This window comes from Azospirillum sp. P4_B5, assembly GCF_056402275.1.
In genome coordinates this window covers 238,989-259,918 of the sequence record NZ_JBFUHT010000008.1, presented here as the reverse complement: position 1 = coordinate 259,918, position 20,930 = coordinate 238,989, and the positions used below count along the sequence as shown (strand labels likewise).

Below are 20,930 nucleotides of genomic sequence, written 5' to 3'. Positions count from 1 at the left end.
TCAGGTCTCCTGCTTCTTCAGCAGCAGCGCGCTCGCGCCGACCAGGACCGGCACGGCGATCAGCAGCGCGACGAAGGCGGCGTGCAGATCGCCGAAGCCCAGGGCCTTCGAGAAGACGCCCCGCGCGATGGTGAGAAAATGGGTGGTCGGGTAGACCTCCCCGATGACGGCGGCGGCTCCCCCCAGGGACGAGACCGGATCGATCATGCCGGAATACTGGGTTGCCGGGATCAGCGTCGCGATGGCGGTGCCGAAGACGGCGGCGATCTGGCTGCGCATGAAGCTGGACATCAGGAGACCCATGGCGGTCGCCGAAAAGCTGTAAAGCAGGGCGCCGGTGGCGAGGGCCAGCACGTTCCCGGTCAGCGGCACGCCGAAGGCGGTGACCGCCAGCGCCGCCATCAGAAGGACGTTGAGCATGGCCAGCCCGACATACGGCAGTTGCTTGCCGAGCAGGAACTCCAGCTTGGTGACCGGCGTGACGTAGAGGTTGATGATCGAACCGAGTTCCTTTTCCCGCACCACGCTGAGCGCCGCCAGCATCGCCGGGATCAGCAGAAGCAGGATCGGGATGACCGCCGGCACGATGGCCTTCAGGCTCTCGACGTCCGGGTTGTAGCGGAAACGGGTCTCGATGGTGGCGAGGCTGGGCGTGCTGGTCCGCGAGGCCAGCCACTGGCTGTGCATGCCCTGCACGTACCCGTTGACCGTCTCGGCCCGCGTCGGCATGGCGCCGTCGATCCACGCCCCGATCTGGACCGGACGCCCGCGGGCGACGTCGCGGCCGAAGCCCGGCGGGATTTCCAGCGCCAGGGAGAGGTCCCCCGCCCGCATGCGCCGGTCGAGATCGTCGTAGTCGATGATCGGCGCCCGTTCGACGAAGTAGCGGGAGCCCGCGAGGTTCAGCGTGTAGTCGCGGCTCGTCGTCGTCTGATCGCGGTCCAGGACCGCGAAGGAAAGGTCCTCGACATCCATGTTGATGCCGTAGCCCATGATGACCATCAGCAGGAGGCTGCCGACGAGGGCGAGCGTCGCGCGGATGGGATCACGCCGCAGCTCCAGCGCTTCCAGGAGCGTGTAGCTGAGCATGCGCCGCAGGTTGAAAAGGCGGCCTTCCGCGCGCTCGCCCCGAGAGTTGGCGTCTGGGGACGGGGCCTGTCGGCGATCGTCGGGAGCCGCCGTGGCATCGCTGTCCCGGCGCTCCGCCACGGCCTCCTCCAGATAGCCGATGAAGGCCTCCTCCAGCGTCGCGGCGCCCCGCTTCGCGACGAGCGCCGCCGGCGTGTCGCTGACCAGCACGCGGCCGGCGTGCATCAGCGAGATGCGGTCGCAGCGTTCGGCCTCGTTCATGAAATGCGTCGAGATGAAGATCGTCACCCGGTCCCGGCGCGCCAGCCCGATCATGATCTCCCAGAACGCGTCGCGCGCGATCGGATCGACGCCCGACGTCGGCTCGTCCAGGATCAGCATCGCGGGCTCGTGGACCATCGCGACGGCGAGGGACAGGCGCTGGCGCTGGCCGAGCGGCAGCCGGTCCGGCAGCGCCTCCATCGCGTCGGCAAGGCCGAAGCGCTCCGCCACCGCCGCGACCCGGCTGGGTAAGACGTCCTCGGGCACCTGGAACAGGCGGGCGTGCAGTTCCAGGTTCTGCCGGATGGTCAGCTCCGAATAGAGCGAAAAGGCCTGGGACATGTAGCCGACGCGCCGCCGTGTCCCGATGTTGCGGGCGTCCACCGGTTGCCCGAACAACCGGGCCTCGCCCTCGCTCGGCTGGAGCAGGCCGGTCAGCATCTTCATGGTCGTCGTCTTGCCGCAGCCGTTGGAGCCGAGGAAGCCGAAAATCTCGCCGCGCGGGATGCGGAAGCTGACATGGTCGACCGCCACGAAGTCGCCGAAGCGCATGGTCAGGCCCTTCGCCTCGATGGCGATGTCGCTCCCGTCCTCCGGCCGCGGCACGATCGCGACGGCCTTGTGCCCGCGGCGCTTTTCCTCGGGCATCAGCGCGACGAAGGCCTCTTCCAGCGTCGCGGTCCCGGTGCGGTCCAGCAGTTCCCGCGGGCTGCCGGTGGCCAGCACGCGTCCCTCGTCCATGGCGACGAGCCAGTCGAAGCGCGCCGCCTCCTCCATGTAGGCGGTGGCCACCACCACGCTCATGCCGGGACGGTCCGCCCGGATGCGGTCGATCAGTTCCCAGAACTGCCGCCGCGAGAGCGGGTCGACGCCGGTGGTCGGCTCGTCGAGGATCAGCAGGTCCGGATCATGGATCAGCGCGCAGCACAGGCCGAGCTTCTGCTTCATGCCGCCGGACAGCTTGCCGGCGGGCCGGTCGAGGAACGGCGCCAGACCGGTGCTCCGCGTCAGTTCGGCGATGCGGCCCCGGCGTTCGGCGCGGCCCTGGCCGAACAGCCGTCCGAAGAAATCGAGATTTTCGGCGATCGACAGCGTCGGATAGAGATTCTTGCCGAGGCCCTGCGGCATGTAGGCGATGCGGGGGCACACGGCGCGGCGGTGGCGCGCCTGGGCCATGCTGCCGCCCAGCACCTCGACCGTCCCTTCCTGCAGGGCGCGCGCTCCCGACATCAGCGACAGCAGGCTGGACTTGCCGACGCCGTCGGGGCCGATCAGGCCGGTGACACAGCCCGCCGGGACGTCGAGGCTGATCCCATCGATGGCCCGAACCATCCCGTACACCAGATTGACGTCCCGCAGACGCGCGACGGGTGATGCGGCGGACCGGTCGGCGGCGGCGCTCATGGCACGAGGTTTTGCAGGTTGGCCGGCCACTCGGTGTCCGGCTCGATCCGCACATAGGCCACCCCCGGCAATCCGGTCTTCACGTCACGAATGTACTTTTTGAGCAACGGAGGAGGGATCTGGACCTTGATCCGGAACATCAGCTTCTGGCGTTCGCTGGCCGTTTCCACCGTCTTCGGCGTGAATTGGGCGACGTCGGCCACGAAGGTGGCCTTGGCGGGAATGACGTATTGCGGGAAGGCGTCGAGGGCGATCCGCACCTCGGTCCCGATCCTCACCCGCCCGGCGGCCTCCGTCGGCAGAAAGAAGGTCATGTAGACGTCGCTGAGATCGACCATGTTCAGCACCCGTCCGCCGGCGCCGAGCACCTCGCCCGGCTGCGCCACCCGGAACTGCACCCGGCCGTCGCGCGGCGAGCGGAGGGTGCTGTCCCGGATGTCGGCCTGGATGCGCTCGATGGTCGCCGCGGCGGCGTTGACCGCCGCCCTGGCGTTGACGACCTGGGCCTCGGCCGTGGCGATGGCGGCGTCGGCTGCGGCGACCTGCGCCTTTGCCGCGCTGACGGCGGCGTTCGCGCTTTCGAAGCGGGCGCGGTCGGTGTCGAGAACCTGCCGCGACGTCGTGCCGCGCGCTTCCAGTTCCTCGGATCGGGCGAGCTGCTTCTGGGCGACGTCCCGCTCGGCCTCGCGCTGGGCGACCAGGGAGAGCGCCGACTGGCGCTCGGCCTGGCGCTGGAGCACCTGATGGCGGGCGGTCTCGACACCGATGACCGCCTGCTGCTTCTGGGCCTCGGCCTGCTTGGCCTGGGCCTGGAGCACGTCGGTGTCCATCCGGGCGAGCACTTGGCCGGCGGTGACGAAATCGCCCTCATCGACCAGGATGTCCTCGACCCGCCCGGCGGTTTTCGTGGCGATGTCGATCTCGACCGCCTCGATCCGGCCGTTGCCGCTGGCCAGACCGGCGGGCAGTCCTTTGGGCTGCACAAACAGCCACACCCCATACAGGACCACGACGACGGTCAGCGCGGCTGCGGCTTTGAGCAGCCACCGGCTTGGCTTCCTCATCATCCACCAATCCATTCGCTTGCAGGCAACGCCGTCAAGGCCATCCAGCCTATCAGACCGTCGGCGCAGCGCCACCGGCTTTTTCAGCTTGAAGTGGAAGGTTCTTTTGCCGCACGGGCGCGATCGCGCATGGTCTTACAGGATGGGTCCCGGCACCGAGAGGAAGCCATCCATGGCCAGCGCGATTCCCCCCATGGGAACGGCGTCCGGGCCGAGCGGCGAGACGAGAAGCCGCAGGTCGCGGCGCAGCGGTTCCAGCGCATGCTCGTCAAGCGCGGCGTTCAAGGCCGGAAGAATGAACTCCGCGACGATCGACAGGTTGCCGCCCAACACCACCAAGCCCGGATTCGTCAGGTTGACCATGTGGGAGAGCGCGACTCCCAAATACGAACCGGCCGACTCCAGCAGTGTCCGCACCACCGGATCGCCGTCGCGCGCGGCGGCGGCGGCGGCCCAAAGGTCGGGCAGGGCGCGTCCCCGCTCGCCGGCCTGGGCGAGAATCGAGGTTTCGGAGACGTAGGTTTCCAGGCAGCCCCGCTTGCCGCACCCGCAGGGGCGGCCACCCGGTACGACGGTCAGGTGGCCGATCTCCCCGGCGAAGCCCTGAGCGCCGCGGTACAGCCGCCCGCCGAGGAACAGCCCGCCGCCGACGCCCGAATGGCCGGTCAGGTAGACGAAATCCTCCACCCCCCGGCAGGCGCCGAACAGCCGCTCGGCCATGGCGGCGGCCTTGGTGTCGTTGTCGACATGGACCGGCGCGCCCAGCGCCTCCTCAAGCAGCGGACGGATCGGCGTGTCGCGCCAGCCCAGATTGGGCGCCAGAACGAGCCGGCCCTCGCGGTCCATCAGCGCCGGAATGCCGACGCCGATGCCGCGTAAGGGCGGAGTCTCGTCACCTCCCGGACGGCTCGCCGCGACGACCGCATCGATCCCCTCGTGCAGCTGGCGCAGCGCCGTGGCGAGGTCGGTGCTGCCGGGGATCTGCGACTGCTCCACCACCGTGCCGGCCAGCGTGGTCGAGACGATGCGGATCGTTCCCGGCTCCAGCCGGGCGCCCACCAGCAGCCCGGCCGACGGGGCGATGCCGAGCGCGGTTTCCGGCCGGCCGATGCGGCGCGCGCGCGGCGCCTCGCTCCGCTCGACCAGCCCCTCCTCGATCATCTGCGCCACGATGGCCGAGGTCGTCGCCTTGTCCAGGCCGGTCAGGCGGCTGAGGTCGCGCTGCGCGCAGTTCGGGTTCTCCCGCAGCGCGTGGAAGACACGAACCATGTTGAGGCGGCGGATCGCGGCCGAGTTGACCCTTGGCAGCATGCGGATTCCTGTCTCGCGCGTCTGGCGGCAATCGTTGGGCGCCGGACGGGGCATACACCGAAAAGGTGGGGGATGTCGCCCCGACATGGCTTGACGCGGGCTGATTCGAATCATACGCTTCCATTTGTTAGACCGTCTATCTAATTCGCGGCCACACGAGAAGCCGCAATCCAGGGAGGGGGCGACCCCATGGCCGAGCCGCTTCTGGCAGCGTTCGGCGTCACGAAGAGCTTTGGGCCCGTCGAGGTCCTCCATGGGGTGGATTTCACCGTCCAGCGCGGTGAGGTGCACGCCCTGGTCGGCGAGAACGGGGCCGGCAAATCGACGCTGATGAAGATCCTGTCCGGCTTTCACCAGCCGACATCGGGCGCCGTGCGCGTGGATGGGCGACCGATGAGCTTTTCCGGCATCGGCGCGGGGGCCCCGCGACCTCGCCGTGTCGGAGCGGCAGATGGTCGAGATCGCCAAGGCGATGTCGCGCGAGGTCCGCGTCCTCATCATGGACGAACCCACGGCGGTGCTGACCGGCACCGAGTCCGCCGTGCTGTTCGGGCTGATCCGCCGGCTGCGCGACCAGGGGGTGGGGATCGTCTACACCTCCCATAAGCTGGACGAGGTGCGGGCCATCACCGACCGGGTGACCGTGCTGCGCGACGGCCATCACATCGCCACCCGCCCGACGGCCGAACTGACCGAGGACGGCATCGCCCAGCTGATGGTCGGGCGCGCCATCAGCGACCTGTTCCCGGCCAAGACGCCGCCGGCGCCGGACGCGCCCGCGGTGCTGGAGGCGCGGGGGATCGACGTTCCCGGCTGGGTGCGGGGTGCCGGGTTCGACCTGCGCCGCGGCGAGATCCTGGGCTTCGCCGGGCTGATCGGCGCCGGGCGGACGGAGCTGGCCGAGGGGCTGCTCGGCCTGCGACGTCGCACCGCCGGCACGCTGTTCCGCAACGGGGAGCCGCTGCGCGTCCGCCGCCTGGAGGACGCGGTGGCGGCCGGGATCGCCTACCTGACCGAGGACCGCAAGGGCAAGGGCCTGCTGCTCGCCAAGGGATTGCAACCGAACCTGACGCTGCTGGCGCTGGACCGCTACGGCCGGGTCTTCGTCGACGAGCGGCGGGAGGCCGCGGCGCTGGAGCGCGCGGTGACGGAGTTCGACATCCGCGTGCGGACGCTGGACGTGCCGGTCGGCAGCCTGAGCGGCGGCAACCAGCAGAAGCTGCTGCTCGCCAAGACCATGCAGGTCGATCCGGACATCCTGATCGTCGACGAGCCGACACGCGGCATCGACATCGGGACCAAGCAGCAGATCTACCGGTTCCTGCACGAGTTCGCCCGCCGGGGCGGGTCGGTGATCCTCATCTCCTCGGAAATGCCCGAGATCATCGGGCTGTCGCACCGGGTGGTGGTCATGCGCTCCGGCGTGGTGACCGGAGTCCTGGAGGGTGACGAGGTCGAGGAGGGCGAGATCGTCCGCTACGCCACCGGCCTGAAGGCCCGCACATCACCCAGTTCATCAAGCCGTCCATCACAAGGAGACGCGCATGACGCCGTCGGTCATGCCTGAGGCTGCGCGGAAGCCCTCCTCCGGCTTCGATCTGAAACTCTACGGGCCGTTCCTGGCGCTGGCCGCGCTGATCGTGTTGGGCACCATCGTCAACCCGGTGTTCCTCAGCCCGGGCAACATCGGCAACGTGCTGACCCGCACCGCCTTCATCGGCATCATCGCGGTCGGGGCCACCTTCGTCATCACCGCCGGCGGGATCGACCTGTCGGTCGGCTCGCTGGCCGCCTTCGCGTCGGGCGTGATGATCGTCGTGATGAACGCGCTGGTCGGCTCCATGGGGGCCGGGCTGCCGGTCATCCTGGTGGGCGTCCTGGTGGCGCTGGGGCTCGGGCTGGCGGCGGGGCTGGTCAACGGGCTGCTGGTGACCAAAGGCCGGATGGAGGCGTTCATCGTCACGCTGGGGACCATGGGCATCTTCCGATCCCTGGTCACCTACATCGCCGACGGCGGCACGCTGTCGCTGAATTCGGAGATCCGCACGATCTACCGGCCGGTCTATTACGGCGGCGTCTTCGGCATCTCCTACCCGATCCTGGCCTTCGCGGTGGTGGCGCTGATCGGCGCGCTGATCATGTACCGCACGCGGTTCGGCCGCTACTGCGCCGCCATCGGTTCCAGCGAGGACGTGGCGCGCTATTCGGCGATCAACGTGGACCGGGTCAAGCTGCTGGCCTTCGTGCTGCAGGGCGTGTGCGTCGCGATCGCGGTGGTGATCTACGTGCCGCGGCTGGGCTCGGCCTCGGCCACCACGGGCCTGCTGTGGGAGCTGGAGGCCATCGCCGCCGTCATCATCGGCGGCACCATGCTGAAGGGCGGCTACGGCCGCATCTGGGGGACGGTGGTGGGCGCCGTCATGCTCACGCTGATCGACAACATCCTCAACCTGACCGGCGCCGTCAGCGTCTACCTGAACGGCACCATCCAGGGGGTGATCATCATCGTCGCGGTGCTCCTGCAACGGGGGACCGTGGCGCGTCGCTGACAGAAAGACAAACAGGGAGGAATCGACCATGACGTTCCGTTTCGGTCTGGCCGCGGCGCTGGCCGCGGGCCTGATGGTGGCGCCGGTCGCCGGCTGGGCGCAGCAGAAGATCAAGATGGGCGTGTCCATCCCCGCCGCGACGCACGGCTGGGCCGGCGGCCTCAACTGGCACGCCCAGCAGGCCGAGAAGCGGCTGGAGAAGCAGTACCCGAACCTCGACGTGGTGATCGTCACCGCCCGTGACGTCGGCCGTCAGGCCAACGACCTGGAGGATCTGGTCTCGGTGCAGCGGATCGACGCGCTGGTCATCCTGCCCTTCGAATCCGCGCCGATGACCGACCCCGTGCGCGCCGTCAAGCAGGCCGGCAAGTTCGTCACGGTGGTGGACCGCGGCCTGACCGACCCGTCCATCCAGGACCTCTACGTCGCCGGCAACAACCCGCAGATGGGTGAGGTCTCCGCCCGGTTCATGAAGGAGAAGATGGGCGGCAAGGGCGACATCGTGGTGCTGCGCGGCATCCCGACCGTGATCGACAACCAGCGCGTCGACGCCTTCATGAAGGAGATCGAGGGCACCCAGATCAAGGTGCTGGGGATGCAGTACGCCAACTGGAACCGCGATGACGGATTCAAGGTGATGCAGGACTTCCTGTCCCGCTTCCCGAAGATCGACGCGGTGTGGGCGCAGGACGACGACATCGCGCTCGGCGTCATTGAGGCCGTCAAGCAGGCCGGCCGCGAGAAGGAGATGTTCATCCTCGGCGGCGCCGGCATGAAGGACATGATCAAGCGCGTCATGGACAAGGACGTGCTGGTCCCCGCCGACGTCCTCTACCCGCCCGCGATGATCGCCGAGGCCATGGAGATCACCGCCAAGCATCTGGTGGAAAAGGCGCCGATCCAGAAGGAGTACATCATCGAGGCGACGCTGGTGACCCCGGAGAACGCCGCGAAATACTACTACCCGGACTCGCCGTTCTAAATGCGCCTGCCCCCTCCCTAACCCTCCCCCGCCTTTGGCGGTGGAGGGGACACCAGCACACTCACGGGGAGACCCATCATGAAAACGATCAAGGGGCCGGCGATCTTCCTCGCGCAATTCGCGGGGGACGCGGCGCCGTTTAACAGCCTTTCGGCCATCGGCGCCTGGGCCGCCGGGCTGGGCTTCAAGGGCGTGCAGATCCCCTCCTGGGACGGCCGCCTGTTCGATCTCGCCCGGGCTGCGGAGAGCAAGGGCTACTGCGACGAGGTGAAAGGCGTGCTGGCCGAGGCCGGCGTGCAGATCACCGAGCTGTCCACCCATCTCCAAGGGCAGCTCGTCGCCGTGCACCCGGCCTATGACGAGGCGTTCGATGGCTTCGCGGCGCCGGAGGTGCGCGGCAACCCGAAGGCCCGGCAGGAATGGGCGGTCAACCAGCTGCTGATGGCGGCCAAGGCCTCGGCCAACCTGGGGCTGACGGCGCACGTCACCTTCTCCGGCGCGCTGGCTTGGCCCTACGTCTACCCCTGGCCGCAGCGCCCGGCGGGGCTGATCGAAACGGCCTTCGACGAGCTGGCCCGGCGCTGGCGGCCGATCCTCGACGCCTTCGACGCGGCGGGGGTGAACCTCTGCTACGAGATCCATCCCGGCGAGGACCTGTTCGACGGGGCGACCTTCGAGATGTTCCTGGAGCGCGTCGGCAACCACCCGCGCTGCAACATCCTCTACGACCCCAGCCACTTCGTGCTGCAGCAGCTCGACTATCTCGGCTACATCGACGTCTATCACGAGCGGATCAAGATGTTCCACGTCAAGGACGCGGAGTTCAACCCGTCCCCGCGCCAGGGCGTCTATTCCGGCTACCAGCCTTGGATCGGCCGGGCCGGGCGCTTCCGCTCGCTCGGCGACGGGCAGGTCGATTTCGGCGGCATCTTCTCCAAGCTGACCCAGTACGGCTTCGACGGCTGGGCGGTGCTGGAGTGGGAATGCGCCATGAAGCACCCCGAGCAGGGGGCCGCCGAAGGCGCGCGCTTCATCGACGCGCACATCATCCGGGTGACCGAGAAGGCCTTCGACGACTTCGCCGGGGCCGGCACCGACGAGGCGGCCAACCGGCGCATGCTCGGCATCGGCTGAGCGGGAGGGAACCATGACCATCGAAGGGAAGACGGCCTCCGGGCCGAACCGCCGGCTGCGCCTGGGCATGGTCGGCGGCGGGCGGGGCGCCTTCATCGGGGCGGTGCACCGCATCGCCGCGCGCCTCGACGACCGTTACGAGCTGCGGGCGGGGGCGCTCTCCTCCGATCCGGAGCGCTGCCAAGCCAGCGGCGCCGACCTGTTCCTGCCGCCGGAGCGCTGCTACGCCAGCTTCGCGGAGATGGCGCGGGCCGAGGCGGCGCGCGACGACGGCATCGACGTGGTCAGCATCGTCACGCCCAACCACCTGCACCACGACGCCGCCAAGGCATTCCTGGAGGCGGGCATCCACGTCATCTGCGACAAGCCGCTGACCACCACGGTGGAGGACGCGGAGGATTTGGCGGCGACGGTGGAGCGCAGCGGCCTCGTCTTCGCGCTGACCCACAACTACACCGGCTACCCGATGGTGCGGCAGGCCCGCGCCGTGGTGGCGGCCGGTGACCTGGGCGCCCTCCGCGTCGTTCAGGTCGAATACCCGCAGGACTGGCTGAGCACCCGGCTGGAGGAGAGCGGGCAGAAGCAGGCGGAATGGCGGACCGACCCGGCGCGCAGCGGCATCGCCGGCTGTGTCGGCGACATCGGCACCCACGCCTTCCAGTTGGCGGAGTTCGTCACCGGGCTGCGCTGCACGCGGATCGCCGCCGATCTGACCGCCTTCGTGGAGGGCCGCCGGCTCGACGACAACGCGCACATGATGCTGCGCTTCGGCAACGGCGCACGCGGCATGCTGTGGGCCAGCCAGGTGGCGCCCGGCCACGAGAACGGGCTGCGCCTGCGCGTCTACGGCGACAAGGGCGGGCTGGAGTGGTTCCAGGAGCAGCCGAACCATCTGCGCTTCACCCCGCTCGGCGAGCCGCCGCGCACCATCACCCGCGGCGGCCCCGGATCGGATGGAGCGGCGGCGCACGCCACGCGCATCCCGTCGGGCCATCCCGAAGGCTATCTGGAAGGCTTCGCCCAGATTTACCGCGACACCGCCGAACTGATCGTCGCCCGCATGGGCGGTGCCGCCGCCGGTGAGCAGGCGGCCCTCGTCCCCACCGTCCGGGACGGCGTGCGCGGCGTGCGCTTCATCCACGCCGCCGTGGAATCGAGCCGCCGGGACGCCGCCTGGGTCGAGCTTTGAAAGGATTTGTCATGACCGAAGCCTATTTCACCGGCGTCGAGCGCATCCGCTACGAAGGGCCGGACAGCGACACCCCGCTCGCCTACCGCTGGTACGACCCCGACCGCATGGTCCTGGGCCGGCGGATGGCCGATCACCTGCGCGTCGCCGTTTGCTATTGGCACAGCTTCTGCTGGCCTGGTTCCGACCCGTTCGGCGGCGGCACGCTGGACCGGCCCTGGATGGGCGCCGGCGATCCGGTGGCGATGGCGGAGGCGAAGATGGACGTGGCGTTCGAGCTGTTCGAGAAGCTTGGCGCGCCCTTCTTCACCTTCCACGACCGCGACGTGGCGCCCGAGATGGGCTCGCTGCGGGAAACGCAGGCCACCTTCGCCCGCCTGACCGAGCGGTTGCAGGGCTGCATCGAACGCAGCGGCGTCAAGCTGCTGTGGGGCACCGCCAACCTGTTCTCGCACCCGCGCTACATGGCCGGCGCGGCCACCAACCCCGACCCGGAGGTCTTCGCCTGCGCGGCGGCGCAGGTGCGCGACGCGCTGGAGGCGACGCACCGGCTGGGCGGCGTCAACTACGTGCTGTGGGGCGGGCGCGAAGGCTACGACACGCTGCTCAACACCGATATGACTCGCGAGTTGGACCAGCTCGGCCGTTTCCTGAGGATGGTGGTCGAGCACAAGCACAAGATCGGCTTCACCGGCACCATCCTGATCGAGCCCAAGCCCATGGAGCCGACCAAGCACCAGTACGACCACGACGTGGCGACGGTCTACGGCTTCCTGAAGCGCTACGGGCTGGAGAGGGAGGTCGCCGTCAACATCGAGGTGAACCACGCCACGCTGGCCGGCCACAGCTTCGAGCACGAGGTGGCGACGGCGCTGGCGCTGGGCGTCTTCGGCTCCATCGACATGAACCGGGGCGACCCGCAGAACGGCTGGGACACCGACCAGTTCCCCAACGACCATGTGGAGCTGGCGCTGCCCATGGCGCGCATCCTGGAGGCCGGCGGCTTCACCAACGGCGGCTTCAACTTCGACGCCAAGATCCGGCGCCAGAGCATCGCGCCGGACGACCTGCTGCACGCCCATGTCGGCGGCATCGACACGCTGGCCCGCGCGCTGCTCGCCGGGGCGCGCCTCGTCGAAGACGGCCGGCTGCGGGACCTGCGCGCGGAGCGTTACGCCGGCTGGAACGGCGATCTCGGGCAAAAGCTCCTCGGCGGGCTGGATCTGGCCGGCGCGGCGGACACCGGCCTCGGGCTCGACCCCCGGCCGCGGTCGGGCCGCCAGGAGATGCTGGAGAATCTGGTGAACCGCCTCGTCTGAGGCCGCTGGCTGATTGGGGGGAGGGGGAATGTATCTCGGCATCGACCTGGGGACGTCCGGCGTCAAGGCGGTGCTGGTCGACGCGGCGCAGCGCCTCGTCGGCCAGTCCACCGCGCCGCTGGAGGTCAGCCGTCCGCACCCGCTGTGGTCGGAGCAGGACCCGGAGGACTGGTGGGCCGCCACCGGGCGCGCCCTCGCCGGCCTGCGCGCCGCCCATCCTGATGCGATGAGGGCGGTGCGGGGGATCGGGTTGTCGGGGCAGATGCACGGGGCGACCCTGCTCGACCGGCAGGACCGCGTGCTGCGCCCGGCCATCCTGTGGAACGACGGGCGCAGCGGCGCCGAATGCGCGGAGTTGGAGCGCCGCGCCCCCAACCTGCGCGCCATCGCCGGCAACCGCGCCATGCCCGGCTTCACCGCGCCCAAGCTGTTGTGGGTCGCGGCGCACGAGCCGGAGCGGTTCAAGGAGGTCGCCAAGGTGCTGCTGCCCAAGGACTGGCTGCGCCTGCGCATGACCGGCGATCACGCCTCGGACCTGTCGGATTCCGCCGGCACGCTGTGGCTGGACGTCGGCCGGCGCGCGTGGTCGGCCGAGTTGCTGGCCGTCACGGGGCTCGGCGAGGCGCACATGCCGCGGCTGTACGAAGGGTGCCAGCCCACCGGCGCGCTGCGGGCGGAGGTTGCCGCCGACTGGGGCGTTCCGCCGGGAACCGTGGTGGCGGCCGGGGCCGGCGACAACGCCGCCGGTGCCGTGGGGGTCGGCGTGGTGGCGCCGGGCAGCGCCTTCCTGTCGTTGGGCACCTCGGGCGTGCTGTTCGTCAGCGGCGACCGCTTCGCGCCCAACCCCGAGCGCGGGGTGCACGCCTTCTGCCACGCCCTGCCCAACCGCTGGCACCAGATGTCGGTGATGCTGAGCGCGGCGAGTTGCCTGTCCTTCGCCGCGCGCCTGACCGGCGCCGGGGACGAGGCGGCGCTGCTGCGCGAGGCCGAGGCATACGGCGGCGATCCCGGCCCGCTGGTCTTCCTGCCCTACCTGTCGGGAGAGCGCACGCCGCACAACGACCCGCAAGCCAAGGGCGTCGTCTTCGGCCTGACCCACGACATCGGCCGCGGGGCGCTCGCCCGCGCGGTGCTGGAGGGGGTAGCCTTCGCCTTCGCCGACGGGCTGGAGGCCCTGGAGGAGGCTGGCGGGCGCGTCGAGCGGTTCCTGGTGATCGGCGGCGGCGCGCGCAGTGCCCTGTGGGGCCGCATCCTGGCGAGCGCGCTTGGCCGGCCGCTCGACTACCCGGCGGGGGGCGAGGTCGGCCCGGCCTTCGGGGCGGCCCGACTGGCGCGCCTCGCGGTGACGGGCGAGGAGCCGGACACCGTGTGCCTGCCCTTGGAGATCCGCCACACCGTGGAGCCGGACCCGGTCCTGGCCGCCGCCCTGGCGCCGCGGCGCCGCCTGTTCCGCCGCCTGTACGGCGATCTAAAGTCGGCCTTCCGCGAGGCCGACGGGGCGTGACCCACGCACATGCGGGTGTCTTCCCGCCGATTTTCGAAGGGCGAGCCTTCTCCGGGGCCTAATTGAGGAAGCGGTTTTCGCGCAGGCGGGCCACGGCGAGGTCCACGAAGGCCCTCACCTTGGCCGGCGCGTGGCGCCCCTCGGGGTGGAGGACGTGGATGGGCAGGGGCGGCTCCTCATGGTCGGCGAGCACGATCCGAAGCTCCCCGGCCAGCAGCGCCGGGCCGATCTGGTAATGAAGAACCCGGGTGAGGCCCCAGCCCGCCTTGGCGGTCGCGATCACCGCCTCGTTGGTGTTGCATTGCAGGATCGGATCGATGGTCACCCGCTGATCCCGGGCGAACCGCCACTCCGGCGATGCCCAGGCGCCGGTCGACACGGCGATGCGGTGATGCTTGAGGTCGGCCGGTGTCGCCGGGACGCCGTGGCGCTCGAAATAGGCCGGGGCGCCGCAGACCACGCGCCGGACCGTGCCGACCCGGATGGCCGTGAACCCGGAATCCGGAAGGTGCCCGATGCGCACCGCGACATCGATGCCTTCCTCCACGATGTTCACCGGACGATCGACGAAGAAGGTTTGCGCCCGCATGCCTGGATAGCGATCCAGATACTCGGTCACGATCGGCAGCACATGCATCGGCCCGAACAGAGCGGAGGCGGTGACGGCGAGCGTCCCCGTCGGGGTGGCGTAGACGCCGCCCGCGGCGGCCTCCGCCTCCGTGATGTCCGACAGGATGCGGCGGCAGTCTTCAAGGTAACGCGCCCCGGCTTCGGTCACCTTGACCGAGCGCGTGGTGCGGACGAACAGGCGGGCCCCGATCAGATCCTCGAGGGCCGCCACGGCACGCGTCACCGCGGGCGCGCTCAGATGCAGGTGGCGGGCGGTTTCGGCGAAGCTTTCCGTTTCCGCGACCTTCACGAAAATCCGCATCGCCTGCAGCCGGTCCATGTGCCCCCCCTGTTTCGTGCCACTGCGGGAGTCCCGTTGAGACCCCGGGGACGACGCGGAAGTCCCGCTTCACGGCGCCCCCTTAAGGGGGTAATTACACGAAAGAGCCGATATTGTCCGGGATATGAGAACGCGGCATTCTCGGCGCCCAGCGCGTCATGAGGGCGATCCTCCCGCACATGCGGCACCGGTCGCAGGGCCTTGTCGTCTGGCTCGTGGGCAGGGCTGCGGCGGGGGTGCCGCGCCCTATCTGGCGGTCCACTGTTCCATCGCGGCGGGGCTCGACGCGATCGCGGCCCGGTCCGCGCGCGAGTTGGCGCGCTGGGGCGTCGAGACCTCCATCGTCATGCCCGGGCTCTTCGGCGAACTGACCAACCCCTTCCGGGACGCCCTCCGGCCGGATGGCACCGCGCGGGTCGTCGAGTGCGAGGCGGGACCGAACCGCGGCCTGGGCGACGTTGTCCGGAGCGCCGGCCGGCAACCCGTTTCGAAAGATGACGTCCCTGGTGCGTGCGATGGGGTGCGTGCGATGGGGTGCGGCGTTCATGGTGAACGGCTCCATCCCTTTCAAGCAACCTTGCGCGGCTCGTCGCGACGGTCCGGGTCGGCGGACGGCTGACCCGCCAGCGTGTCGGCGAAGCCGTGGTTCACGTCGCGATGGTTGGCCTCGTCGTTGCGGACGGCGAGCACGACATCGCGCAAGGTCGCGGTTTCCGGAAGCTTCCAATAATCGATGGCGAGGCGCGGGGCCGGCGGGTTCGCGTGCCGGCCGGCGTCGATCTCGGCGAGATAGCCGGTGTAGCTGACCACCGCTTCCTCTTCGAAATAGCCGACCACGCGATGGGCCGTCTTCGGCGAAACCAGGTACAGCAGGAAGAAGGCGTTGTAGAAGGCACCCTGGGTCAGCAGGATCAGGACGCGTTCCAGCCAGTTCGGTTTCGCCACCTCGATGAAGGTCATGAGGTGCATGCGTTCGTTCTCCGCCTCGTCGAGCAGGGTGTGAATCCAGCCCTGGTCGTGCTGCATGCGGCGCAGGCAGCGCAGATGCTGCAGCGTTGCGCCGACCATGCCCGGAACCGCCGCCACCGTTTCCAGCACGATGGCGCGATGCCCGTAGCGTTTTGCGAAGAAGGTGTCGGCGATGAAACGCAACGCCTTGGTGAATCCCAGAGCGACGTGGTCGCCGATGTCCTGAGGCCGGTGGTGCAGGGTCAGGCTGTGCAAGGTCATGATACATTCTCCTGCGTGACTGTGGGCTCGGGGTCGGCTCCGGAGCAGGACGGCTGAGGCGCCGGTACCGATCGGGATGGGGTGTTGTTTCGTGCTTTAAGATGTAAAATAAAAGCATGTTTTGCCAGAGGCAGAATGCCGCACCCCGCGTGGCTTCGACCGCTGAAGCCCCCCTGACCGAGCTGGGTTCCTTCCTATCCGGACAGACCGGATCGGCCGATTGCAAGCTCCGGGCCGCAAGGCTATATTGATGCAATCCCCATGCAGGTTTGGTTGGCGATGCGCTTGTCGAGCTATACGGATTATGCGCTGCGCGTGCTCATGTACCTGGCCGTGCGACAGGAGGGGCTGCCGACCATCCGCGACATCGCACAGGTGTACGGCATTTCAAAGAACCACCTGATGAAGGTCGTGCATGACCTCGGACGGGGCGGCTACGTCGAAACCGTGAGGGGCCGGAACGGTGGGCTGCGCCTGGGCCGTCCGGCCGAGCAGATCCGGATCGGTGACGTCATCCGCTACACCGAGGAGGACATGGCCATTGTCGACTGCATGGGCGCGCTGCAGGCCTCGCCCATCTGCCGGCTGAGTCCGGCCTGCAACCTGCGCACCGCCTTGCACGAGGCGCTGCAGGCGTTCCTGGCTGTTCTTGACGACTACACTCTGGCCGACATCGTCCGCCATCGCCGCAGCATGGCGTCTCTGCTCGGCCTGCCGCAGCCGCCCCTCCCCCATACCGCGGCACGGGGGGAGGCGGAGCCGGAGTCCTGACCAGGAGAGGCCGCTCAAGCGGCCTCGAGATCCTCCGCGGGGCCGAAGAATTCGTAATGCACCCGGGGGCGTGGCACGCCGGCGCGGTCAAGGCCGCCGACGAAGGCCTTCAGGAAGGGCTTCGGGCCGCACAGATAGAAATCGGCGTCTTGGAACGGCGTGTTCGTCCGCAGCCAATCGATCGTGATGAAGCCGGCTGCGTCATGGGAGACGCCCAACCGATCCCCAGGCAGCGGATCGCTGTAGAAGGTTGACGCCGTGATGCCGGCCCGTGACGCCGACAGCTCGCGGATATGCCGGTCCATCGCATGGGTGGCGCTGTTCATGGTGCCATGGACGTAATGCGCTTCCATCGCGGTCGGAGCGGTGGCGATCGCCTCGAGCATGCTCACCATGGGCGTCAGCCCGACGCCGCCGCTCAGCAGAACGACCGGCCGTTCCGGCTGTTCGGGCAGGAAGAAGTCGCCGGCGGGCGGAGACACCTTCAGCGCGGTCCCTTCCTGGGCATGGTCGTGCAGCCAATTGGAACCGGCGCCGCGGGGCTCCCGCTTTACGGAGATGCGATAGCCGAGGGTGTCAGGACCGGCGGAGATGCTGTAGTTCCGGCGCAGCGGCGCACGTCCCGGCACGGGAAGAAGGAACGTCAGATATTGCCCGGGCCGGTGCCGGATCACAGGACCGCCGTCGCTCGGCGACAGATGGAAGGAGGTGATCGTCTCGCTTTCCCTGACCCGCCGTGTGACGACGAAGTCCCGCCAGCCGCTCCACCCTCCGCTCTCATTGGCAAGGGCGTCGTAGATGCGCCCCTCCCGTCCCATCAGGATGTGGGCCAGATGCCAATACGCTTCTCCCCACGCATCCAGCACCTCCTCCGTCGCGGCGGTGCCCAGCACCTCGCGGATCGCTCCGAGGAGGGCGGCTGCGACATGAGGATAATGCTCCGGAAGGATCTGCAGCCCGACGTGCTTTTGCGCGATGCGCTCGACCATGGGCGTCAAGGCGCCGAGATTGTCGATGTTGCGGGCATAGGCGAGGATGGCATTGGCGAGCGCCTTGGTTTGCGCGCCTTCCTCGCCCTGATGCGACTGGTTGAACAGCGCGGCGACCTCAGGGTCGCGAAACAGGATTTGATACATCGTCCGTGTAACGACAGTGCCATGCTCGGCGAGGGCGGGAACGGTGGCCTTGACGATGGCGACGGTCTGCTGAGTGAGGGGCATTGGCGAATGGGCTCCTGGGTTGGCGGGGACAATGGCCCCGCTCGAATTGTGGCGGCGAGGAGATTCGCCCCAGATTAAACATGCATCATAAATGAATGTATTGACGCCGCTTAAGATGCAACTGAAATATATATTTTAGCGTCGGAATTCCGCCTGCAGGGGGGGCGGCTCCACTGGCCTGGCGCCTCCCCGACGGTGCATCGGTGCGCGCTGCTGATCTCCCGGTCATCTCGGTGAGGGCATCGGGTCCCGATGAACCCGGAGAGAAATCACGCCGGGCCGGTTTGGCGCGTAACGGTGGCGCCGAGCGCGGCAATCAGCGCAAAGACGAAGTCGATGAACAGCCGGACGCGCAAGGGCGCGTGACGCGCGAAGGCGTGCAACGCCTGAACCGGCACGGCGGGCAGTGGCGCCTCCGCCAGCACCACCCGCAGCTTCCCCGTCTCCAGCTCATCCTGCACCACCACGCGCATGACCTGTGCGATGCCGACGCCGGCCAGCGCCGCGGAGGCCCGCACTGCTGTCGGTATCGAGCACACTCTCCGGCAGGAAGAAGCTTCCGTCGGCGAATGTGATCGGAAAGGCGCGGCCCGCGACTGTGTAGCGGACATGAGTGTGCGTGCGGAGCGCCGCGACGGTCCGCGGGACGCCGCGTGCCGCCAGATAGGCTGGAGAGGCAACGAGGACCATCGGTAACGCCCCCAACCGCCGCGAGATCAATTCGGTGTCGGCAAGGACGCCGGCGCGCAATGCGACGTCATAGCCTTCGCGGATCAGGTCGACGTGCCGGTCCGTCAGACTGACATCGAGCTTCAGCCCAGGATTTCGCCCGAGAACCTCGCGTTCCAGCGGTTCCATCAGAGCCGCGCCGAGATCGGCAGGCATCGTCACGCGCAGCAGGCCCTGGGCGGTGCGTCCAGGCTGGAGAATGTCCCCGGCGTCTTCGATGGCACGCAGGAGCGGCGCAACCCGTTCCGCGTAGGCGGCAGCCTCGGCGGTCGGTGCGAGGTTGCGAGTGGAGCGATGGAACAGCCGCGCGCCGAACTGCCGCTCCAGTCTGGCAACACTCCGTCGGCGAGGCCGGCGCCGGTGATGGTGTCGACCCCCGTGCTGGGCGACGCGGCGACCACCGCGTGGCCGCGGTCGCGCAGAAAGGCGGCGAGCTTGGAGCCGATCCGCCCGGTTCCGCCGATGACGACGATCTTCATGGGATGCACCTCGGATCGGGGGGGCGTCAGTCGGCGATGGGCACGATCTGGTCGTCGTCGCCGTGCATAACCAGCGTCGGCACCTCGATGGTCTTGAGGTCTTCCGTGAAGTCGGTCTCCGAGAATGCCTTGACCCCGTCATACTGGGCCTTGGCGCCGCCCATCATGGCCTGCCGCCACCAGTTCCGAATGACGCCCTGCGACACCGCCGCACCGGGCCGGTTGAAGCCGTAGAAGGGGCCGCTCGGAATGTCGAGATAGAACTGCGCCCGGTTCGCAGCGATCTGGCGGCGGAAATCGTCGAACACCGCAATCGGCAGACCGCCGGGATTGGCCGCGGTCTTCACCATGACAGGCGGCACCGCCCCGATGAGGACGAGCTTGGCGACGCGCCCCCGACCATGGCAGGCAACGTAGCGGGTCGCCTCGCCGCCGCCGGTGGAGTGGCCGATGTGGATGGCGTTGCGCAGGTCGAAATGCTCGACGACCGCCGCGACGTCGGCCGCGTAATGGTCCATGTCGTGGCCCTCGCCGACCTGGAGGTCATCACCGAACCGTTGCCGGAGGCCGGCACCGACACCCCGGCGGACACGCTGATCGTGGTCGGCGCGCCGGAACCGCCGGAGGAGCCATGGGTGGACGATCTTGCGGCGGCCATCGCCGCGGCGGCGCCCCACACCCGAAGGCTCGCCAGCGTCTGCACGGGGGCCTTCATCCTCGCCGCGAGCGGCGTCCTCGATGGGCGGCTGGTGACCACCCATTGGTTCTAGGCGCCGCGGCTCCAGGCGCGTTACCCGAACCTGCGGGTGGATGGCGACCGCATCTACACCTGTGACGGCGGGGTCTGGACATCGGCGGGCATATCGGCGGGGATCGACATGACGCTCGCCCTGATCGAAGAGGATTTGGGCCGGGAGGCGGCGCGTTCCCTCGCCCGCATGCTCGTCGTCTATTACCGGCGCCCCGGCGGCCAGTACCAGTATTCCTCCCTGCTCGATTTCGATCCGGGGTCCGACCGCATCCGCCGGACGTTGAGTTTCGCGCGCGAGAACCTGGCGGCCGATCTCTCGGTGGAGCGGCTGGCCGACGTCGCGCATCTCAGCGTGCGGCAGTTCGGCCGGGCCTTCACCTCCTCCACCGGCATGACACCGGCCAAGGCCGTGGAGCGGATGCGGGTGGAAGCGGCGCGGACGATGGTGGAGGACGGCCGGCAAACCTTCGAGGAGATCGCCCGCCTCGTCGGTTTCATCGACCCGGAGCGGATGTGCCAGGGCTTCCTCCGCGTCCTCGGTCAAACCCCGCAGGAACTGCGGCGCCTGTTCCGGCAGCCGGCGCCGGACGGCTCACGCCCGGCACGGTAACGGCTCAGGGAGGTGAGGCCCTGCTCAGGTTCTCCGACAGGTGCTACAGCCGCGCGGCCGGCGCGTCGTCGGTCGCCCAGGAAGGGACGCCCGCCCACCCAGTCTCCCCGGCATGAACCGTGATGACGTCGCAATCCTCGCGGTCGCAATCCTCGCGGCCGCAATCCTTGTGATCGTCGCCGCCGAGGCCGTCGAACTGCGGGTTGGTCGCACACCAGACGCCGGTGGCTGCCCATTGGGCCGCCGTCTTCATGCCGCGGGACGGGTCGATGCGCGGACGACCGTCCTCGTCGAGAGCGTTGAAGCCGGCGATCTCCGCTGGGGTCAGGTGGCGGCCGAGTTCGGTGAGGAGTTCGGTGAGGATCTGCCCTGGATGCACCGGCAC

At 69.0% G+C, this 20,930-nt stretch carries 20 protein-coding genes and 2 pseudogenes; 11 read left to right on the top strand and 11 right to left on the bottom strand.

Features of this window, described 5'->3' with window-relative positions; translation table 11 throughout:
• From rbbA to AC1DVI_RS08900, 3 genes are all read right to left on the bottom strand, one after another.
• Positions 1 to 2,754 (bottom strand): ribosome-associated ATPase/putative transporter RbbA, encoded by a 2,754-nt coding sequence (gene rbbA / locus AC1DVI_RS08910; protein WP_476957648.1) that lies wholly within the window; start codon positions 2,752 to 2,754, stop codon positions 1 to 3.
• Positions 2,751 to 3,821, bottom strand: coding sequence for an HlyD family secretion protein (locus AC1DVI_RS08905; RefSeq protein ID WP_476957647.1), 1,071 nt, complete (start codon positions 3,819 to 3,821; stop codon positions 2,751 to 2,753). Before AC1DVI_RS08905 ends, rbbA begins: the two co-directional genes overlap by 4 nt.
• 132 nt (positions 3,822 to 3,953) lie before the next feature.
• Positions 3,954 to 5,129, bottom strand: coding sequence for an ROK family protein (locus tag AC1DVI_RS08900; protein WP_476957646.1), 1,176 nt, complete (start codon positions 5,127 to 5,129; stop codon positions 3,954 to 3,956).
• Positions 5,130 to 5,318: 189 nt separating this feature from the next.
• On the opposite strand from AC1DVI_RS08900, the pseudogene AC1DVI_RS08895 reads away from it, so the two are divergent.
• The 8 genes and pseudogenes from AC1DVI_RS08895 to xylB form a co-directional block, all read left to right on the top strand.
• Positions 5,319 to 5,471 (top strand): annotated as a pseudogene (locus AC1DVI_RS08895) (ATP-binding cassette domain-containing protein); the annotation flags it as partial.
• A gap of 109 nt (positions 5,472 to 5,580) precedes the next feature.
• A complete protein-coding gene (locus AC1DVI_RS08890; protein WP_476957645.1) occupies positions 5,581 to 6,696 on the top strand; it encodes a sugar ABC transporter ATP-binding protein in 1,116 nt (371 codons plus the stop codon).
• Entirely contained in the window at positions 6,674 to 7,678 is a 1,005-nt protein-coding gene (locus AC1DVI_RS08885; RefSeq protein WP_183179421.1) for an ABC transporter permease, read from the top strand. The genes AC1DVI_RS08890 and AC1DVI_RS08885 overlap by 23 nt, the downstream gene beginning before the upstream one ends.
• Before the next feature lie 28 nt (positions 7,679 to 7,706).
• Complete coding sequence (locus AC1DVI_RS08880; RefSeq protein WP_035681887.1) at positions 7,707 to 8,660, top strand: substrate-binding domain-containing protein; 954 nt, start codon at positions 7,707 to 7,709, stop codon at positions 8,658 to 8,660.
• Between the two features lie 78 nt (positions 8,661 to 8,738).
• Complete coding sequence (locus tag AC1DVI_RS08875) at positions 8,739 to 9,794, top strand: sugar phosphate isomerase/epimerase family protein (RefSeq protein ID WP_476957644.1); 1,056 nt, start codon at positions 8,739 to 8,741, stop codon at positions 9,792 to 9,794.
• A 13-nt stretch (positions 9,795 to 9,807) separates the two neighbouring features.
• The gene (locus tag AC1DVI_RS08870) at positions 9,808 to 10,983 is read left to right on the top strand and encodes a Gfo/Idh/MocA family protein (protein ID WP_476957643.1); all 1,176 of its coding nucleotides are present in this window, start codon (positions 9,808 to 9,810) and stop codon (positions 10,981 to 10,983) included.
• An 11-nt stretch (positions 10,984 to 10,994) separates the two neighbouring features.
• Complete coding sequence (gene xylA, locus AC1DVI_RS08865; protein ID WP_476957642.1) at positions 10,995 to 12,302, top strand: xylose isomerase; 1,308 nt, start codon at positions 10,995 to 10,997, stop codon at positions 12,300 to 12,302.
• Positions 12,303 to 12,330: 28 nt separating this feature from the next.
• Positions 12,331 to 13,806 (top strand): xylulokinase, encoded by a 1,476-nt coding sequence (xylB, locus tag AC1DVI_RS08860; protein WP_476957641.1) that lies wholly within the window; start codon positions 12,331 to 12,333, stop codon positions 13,804 to 13,806.
• 58 nt (positions 13,807 to 13,864) lie between these two features.
• Here xylB and AC1DVI_RS08855 read toward each other — a convergent pair whose 3' ends face one another.
• Entirely contained in the window at positions 13,865 to 14,755 is an 891-nt protein-coding gene (locus tag AC1DVI_RS08855; RefSeq protein WP_149165683.1) for a LysR family transcriptional regulator, read from the bottom strand.
• A gap of 567 nt (positions 14,756 to 15,322) precedes the next feature.
• A complete protein-coding gene (locus AC1DVI_RS08850; protein WP_476957640.1) occupies positions 15,323 to 15,985 on the bottom strand; it encodes an alternative oxidase in 663 nt (220 codons plus the stop codon).
• A gap of 261 nt (positions 15,986 to 16,246) precedes the next feature.
• Here AC1DVI_RS08850 and AC1DVI_RS08845 point away from each other — a divergent pair, with 261 nt between their 5' ends.
• A complete protein-coding gene (locus tag AC1DVI_RS08845; protein ID WP_476957639.1) occupies positions 16,247 to 16,756 on the top strand; it encodes an Rrf2 family transcriptional regulator in 510 nt (169 codons plus the stop codon).
• Positions 16,757 to 16,770: 14 nt separating this feature from the next.
• Here AC1DVI_RS08845 and hmpA read toward each other — a convergent pair whose 3' ends face one another.
• The 5 genes and pseudogenes from hmpA to AC1DVI_RS08820 form a co-directional block, all read right to left on the bottom strand.
• Positions 16,771 to 17,976, bottom strand: coding sequence for an NO-inducible flavohemoprotein (gene hmpA, locus AC1DVI_RS08840; protein WP_476957638.1), 1,206 nt, complete (start codon positions 17,974 to 17,976; stop codon positions 16,771 to 16,773).
• Positions 17,977 to 18,245: 269 nt separating this feature from the next.
• Positions 18,246 to 18,443: a hypothetical protein gene (locus AC1DVI_RS08835; protein ID WP_476957637.1), complete on the bottom strand. Its 198-nt coding sequence runs from the start codon at positions 18,441 to 18,443 to the stop codon at positions 18,246 to 18,248.
• Positions 18,427 to 18,861 (bottom strand): LysR substrate-binding domain-containing protein, encoded by a 435-nt coding sequence (locus AC1DVI_RS08830; RefSeq protein ID WP_476957718.1) that lies wholly within the window; start codon positions 18,859 to 18,861, stop codon positions 18,427 to 18,429. Before AC1DVI_RS08830 ends, AC1DVI_RS08835 begins: the two co-directional genes overlap by 17 nt.
• A gap of 141 nt (positions 18,862 to 19,002) precedes the next feature.
• Positions 19,003 to 19,326, bottom strand: a pseudogene (locus AC1DVI_RS08825) (hypothetical protein); the annotation flags it as partial.
• Positions 19,211 to 19,702, bottom strand: coding sequence for an alpha/beta fold hydrolase (locus AC1DVI_RS08820; RefSeq protein ID WP_476957636.1), 492 nt, complete (start codon positions 19,700 to 19,702; stop codon positions 19,211 to 19,213). The gene AC1DVI_RS08820 and the pseudogene AC1DVI_RS08825, both read right to left, overlap by 116 nt.
• A gap of 3 nt (positions 19,703 to 19,705) precedes the next feature.
• Between AC1DVI_RS08820 and AC1DVI_RS08815 the strand changes: the two genes are divergently transcribed.
• Together AC1DVI_RS08815 and AC1DVI_RS08810 are read left to right on the top strand one after the other, a co-directional pair.
• Complete coding sequence (locus AC1DVI_RS08815) at positions 19,706 to 19,954, top strand: DJ-1/PfpI family protein (protein ID WP_476957635.1); 249 nt, start codon at positions 19,706 to 19,708, stop codon at positions 19,952 to 19,954.
• 108 nt (positions 19,955 to 20,062) lie between these two features.
• Positions 20,063 to 20,545: a GlxA family transcriptional regulator gene (locus AC1DVI_RS08810; protein ID WP_476957634.1), complete on the top strand. Its 483-nt coding sequence runs from the start codon at positions 20,063 to 20,065 to the stop codon at positions 20,543 to 20,545.
• A gap of 43 nt (positions 20,546 to 20,588) precedes the next feature.
• On the opposite strand, the gene AC1DVI_RS08805 is transcribed toward AC1DVI_RS08810, so the two are convergent.
• Positions 20,589 to 20,930 (bottom strand): hypothetical protein, encoded by a 342-nt coding sequence (locus AC1DVI_RS08805; protein ID WP_476957633.1) that lies wholly within the window; start codon positions 20,928 to 20,930, stop codon positions 20,589 to 20,591.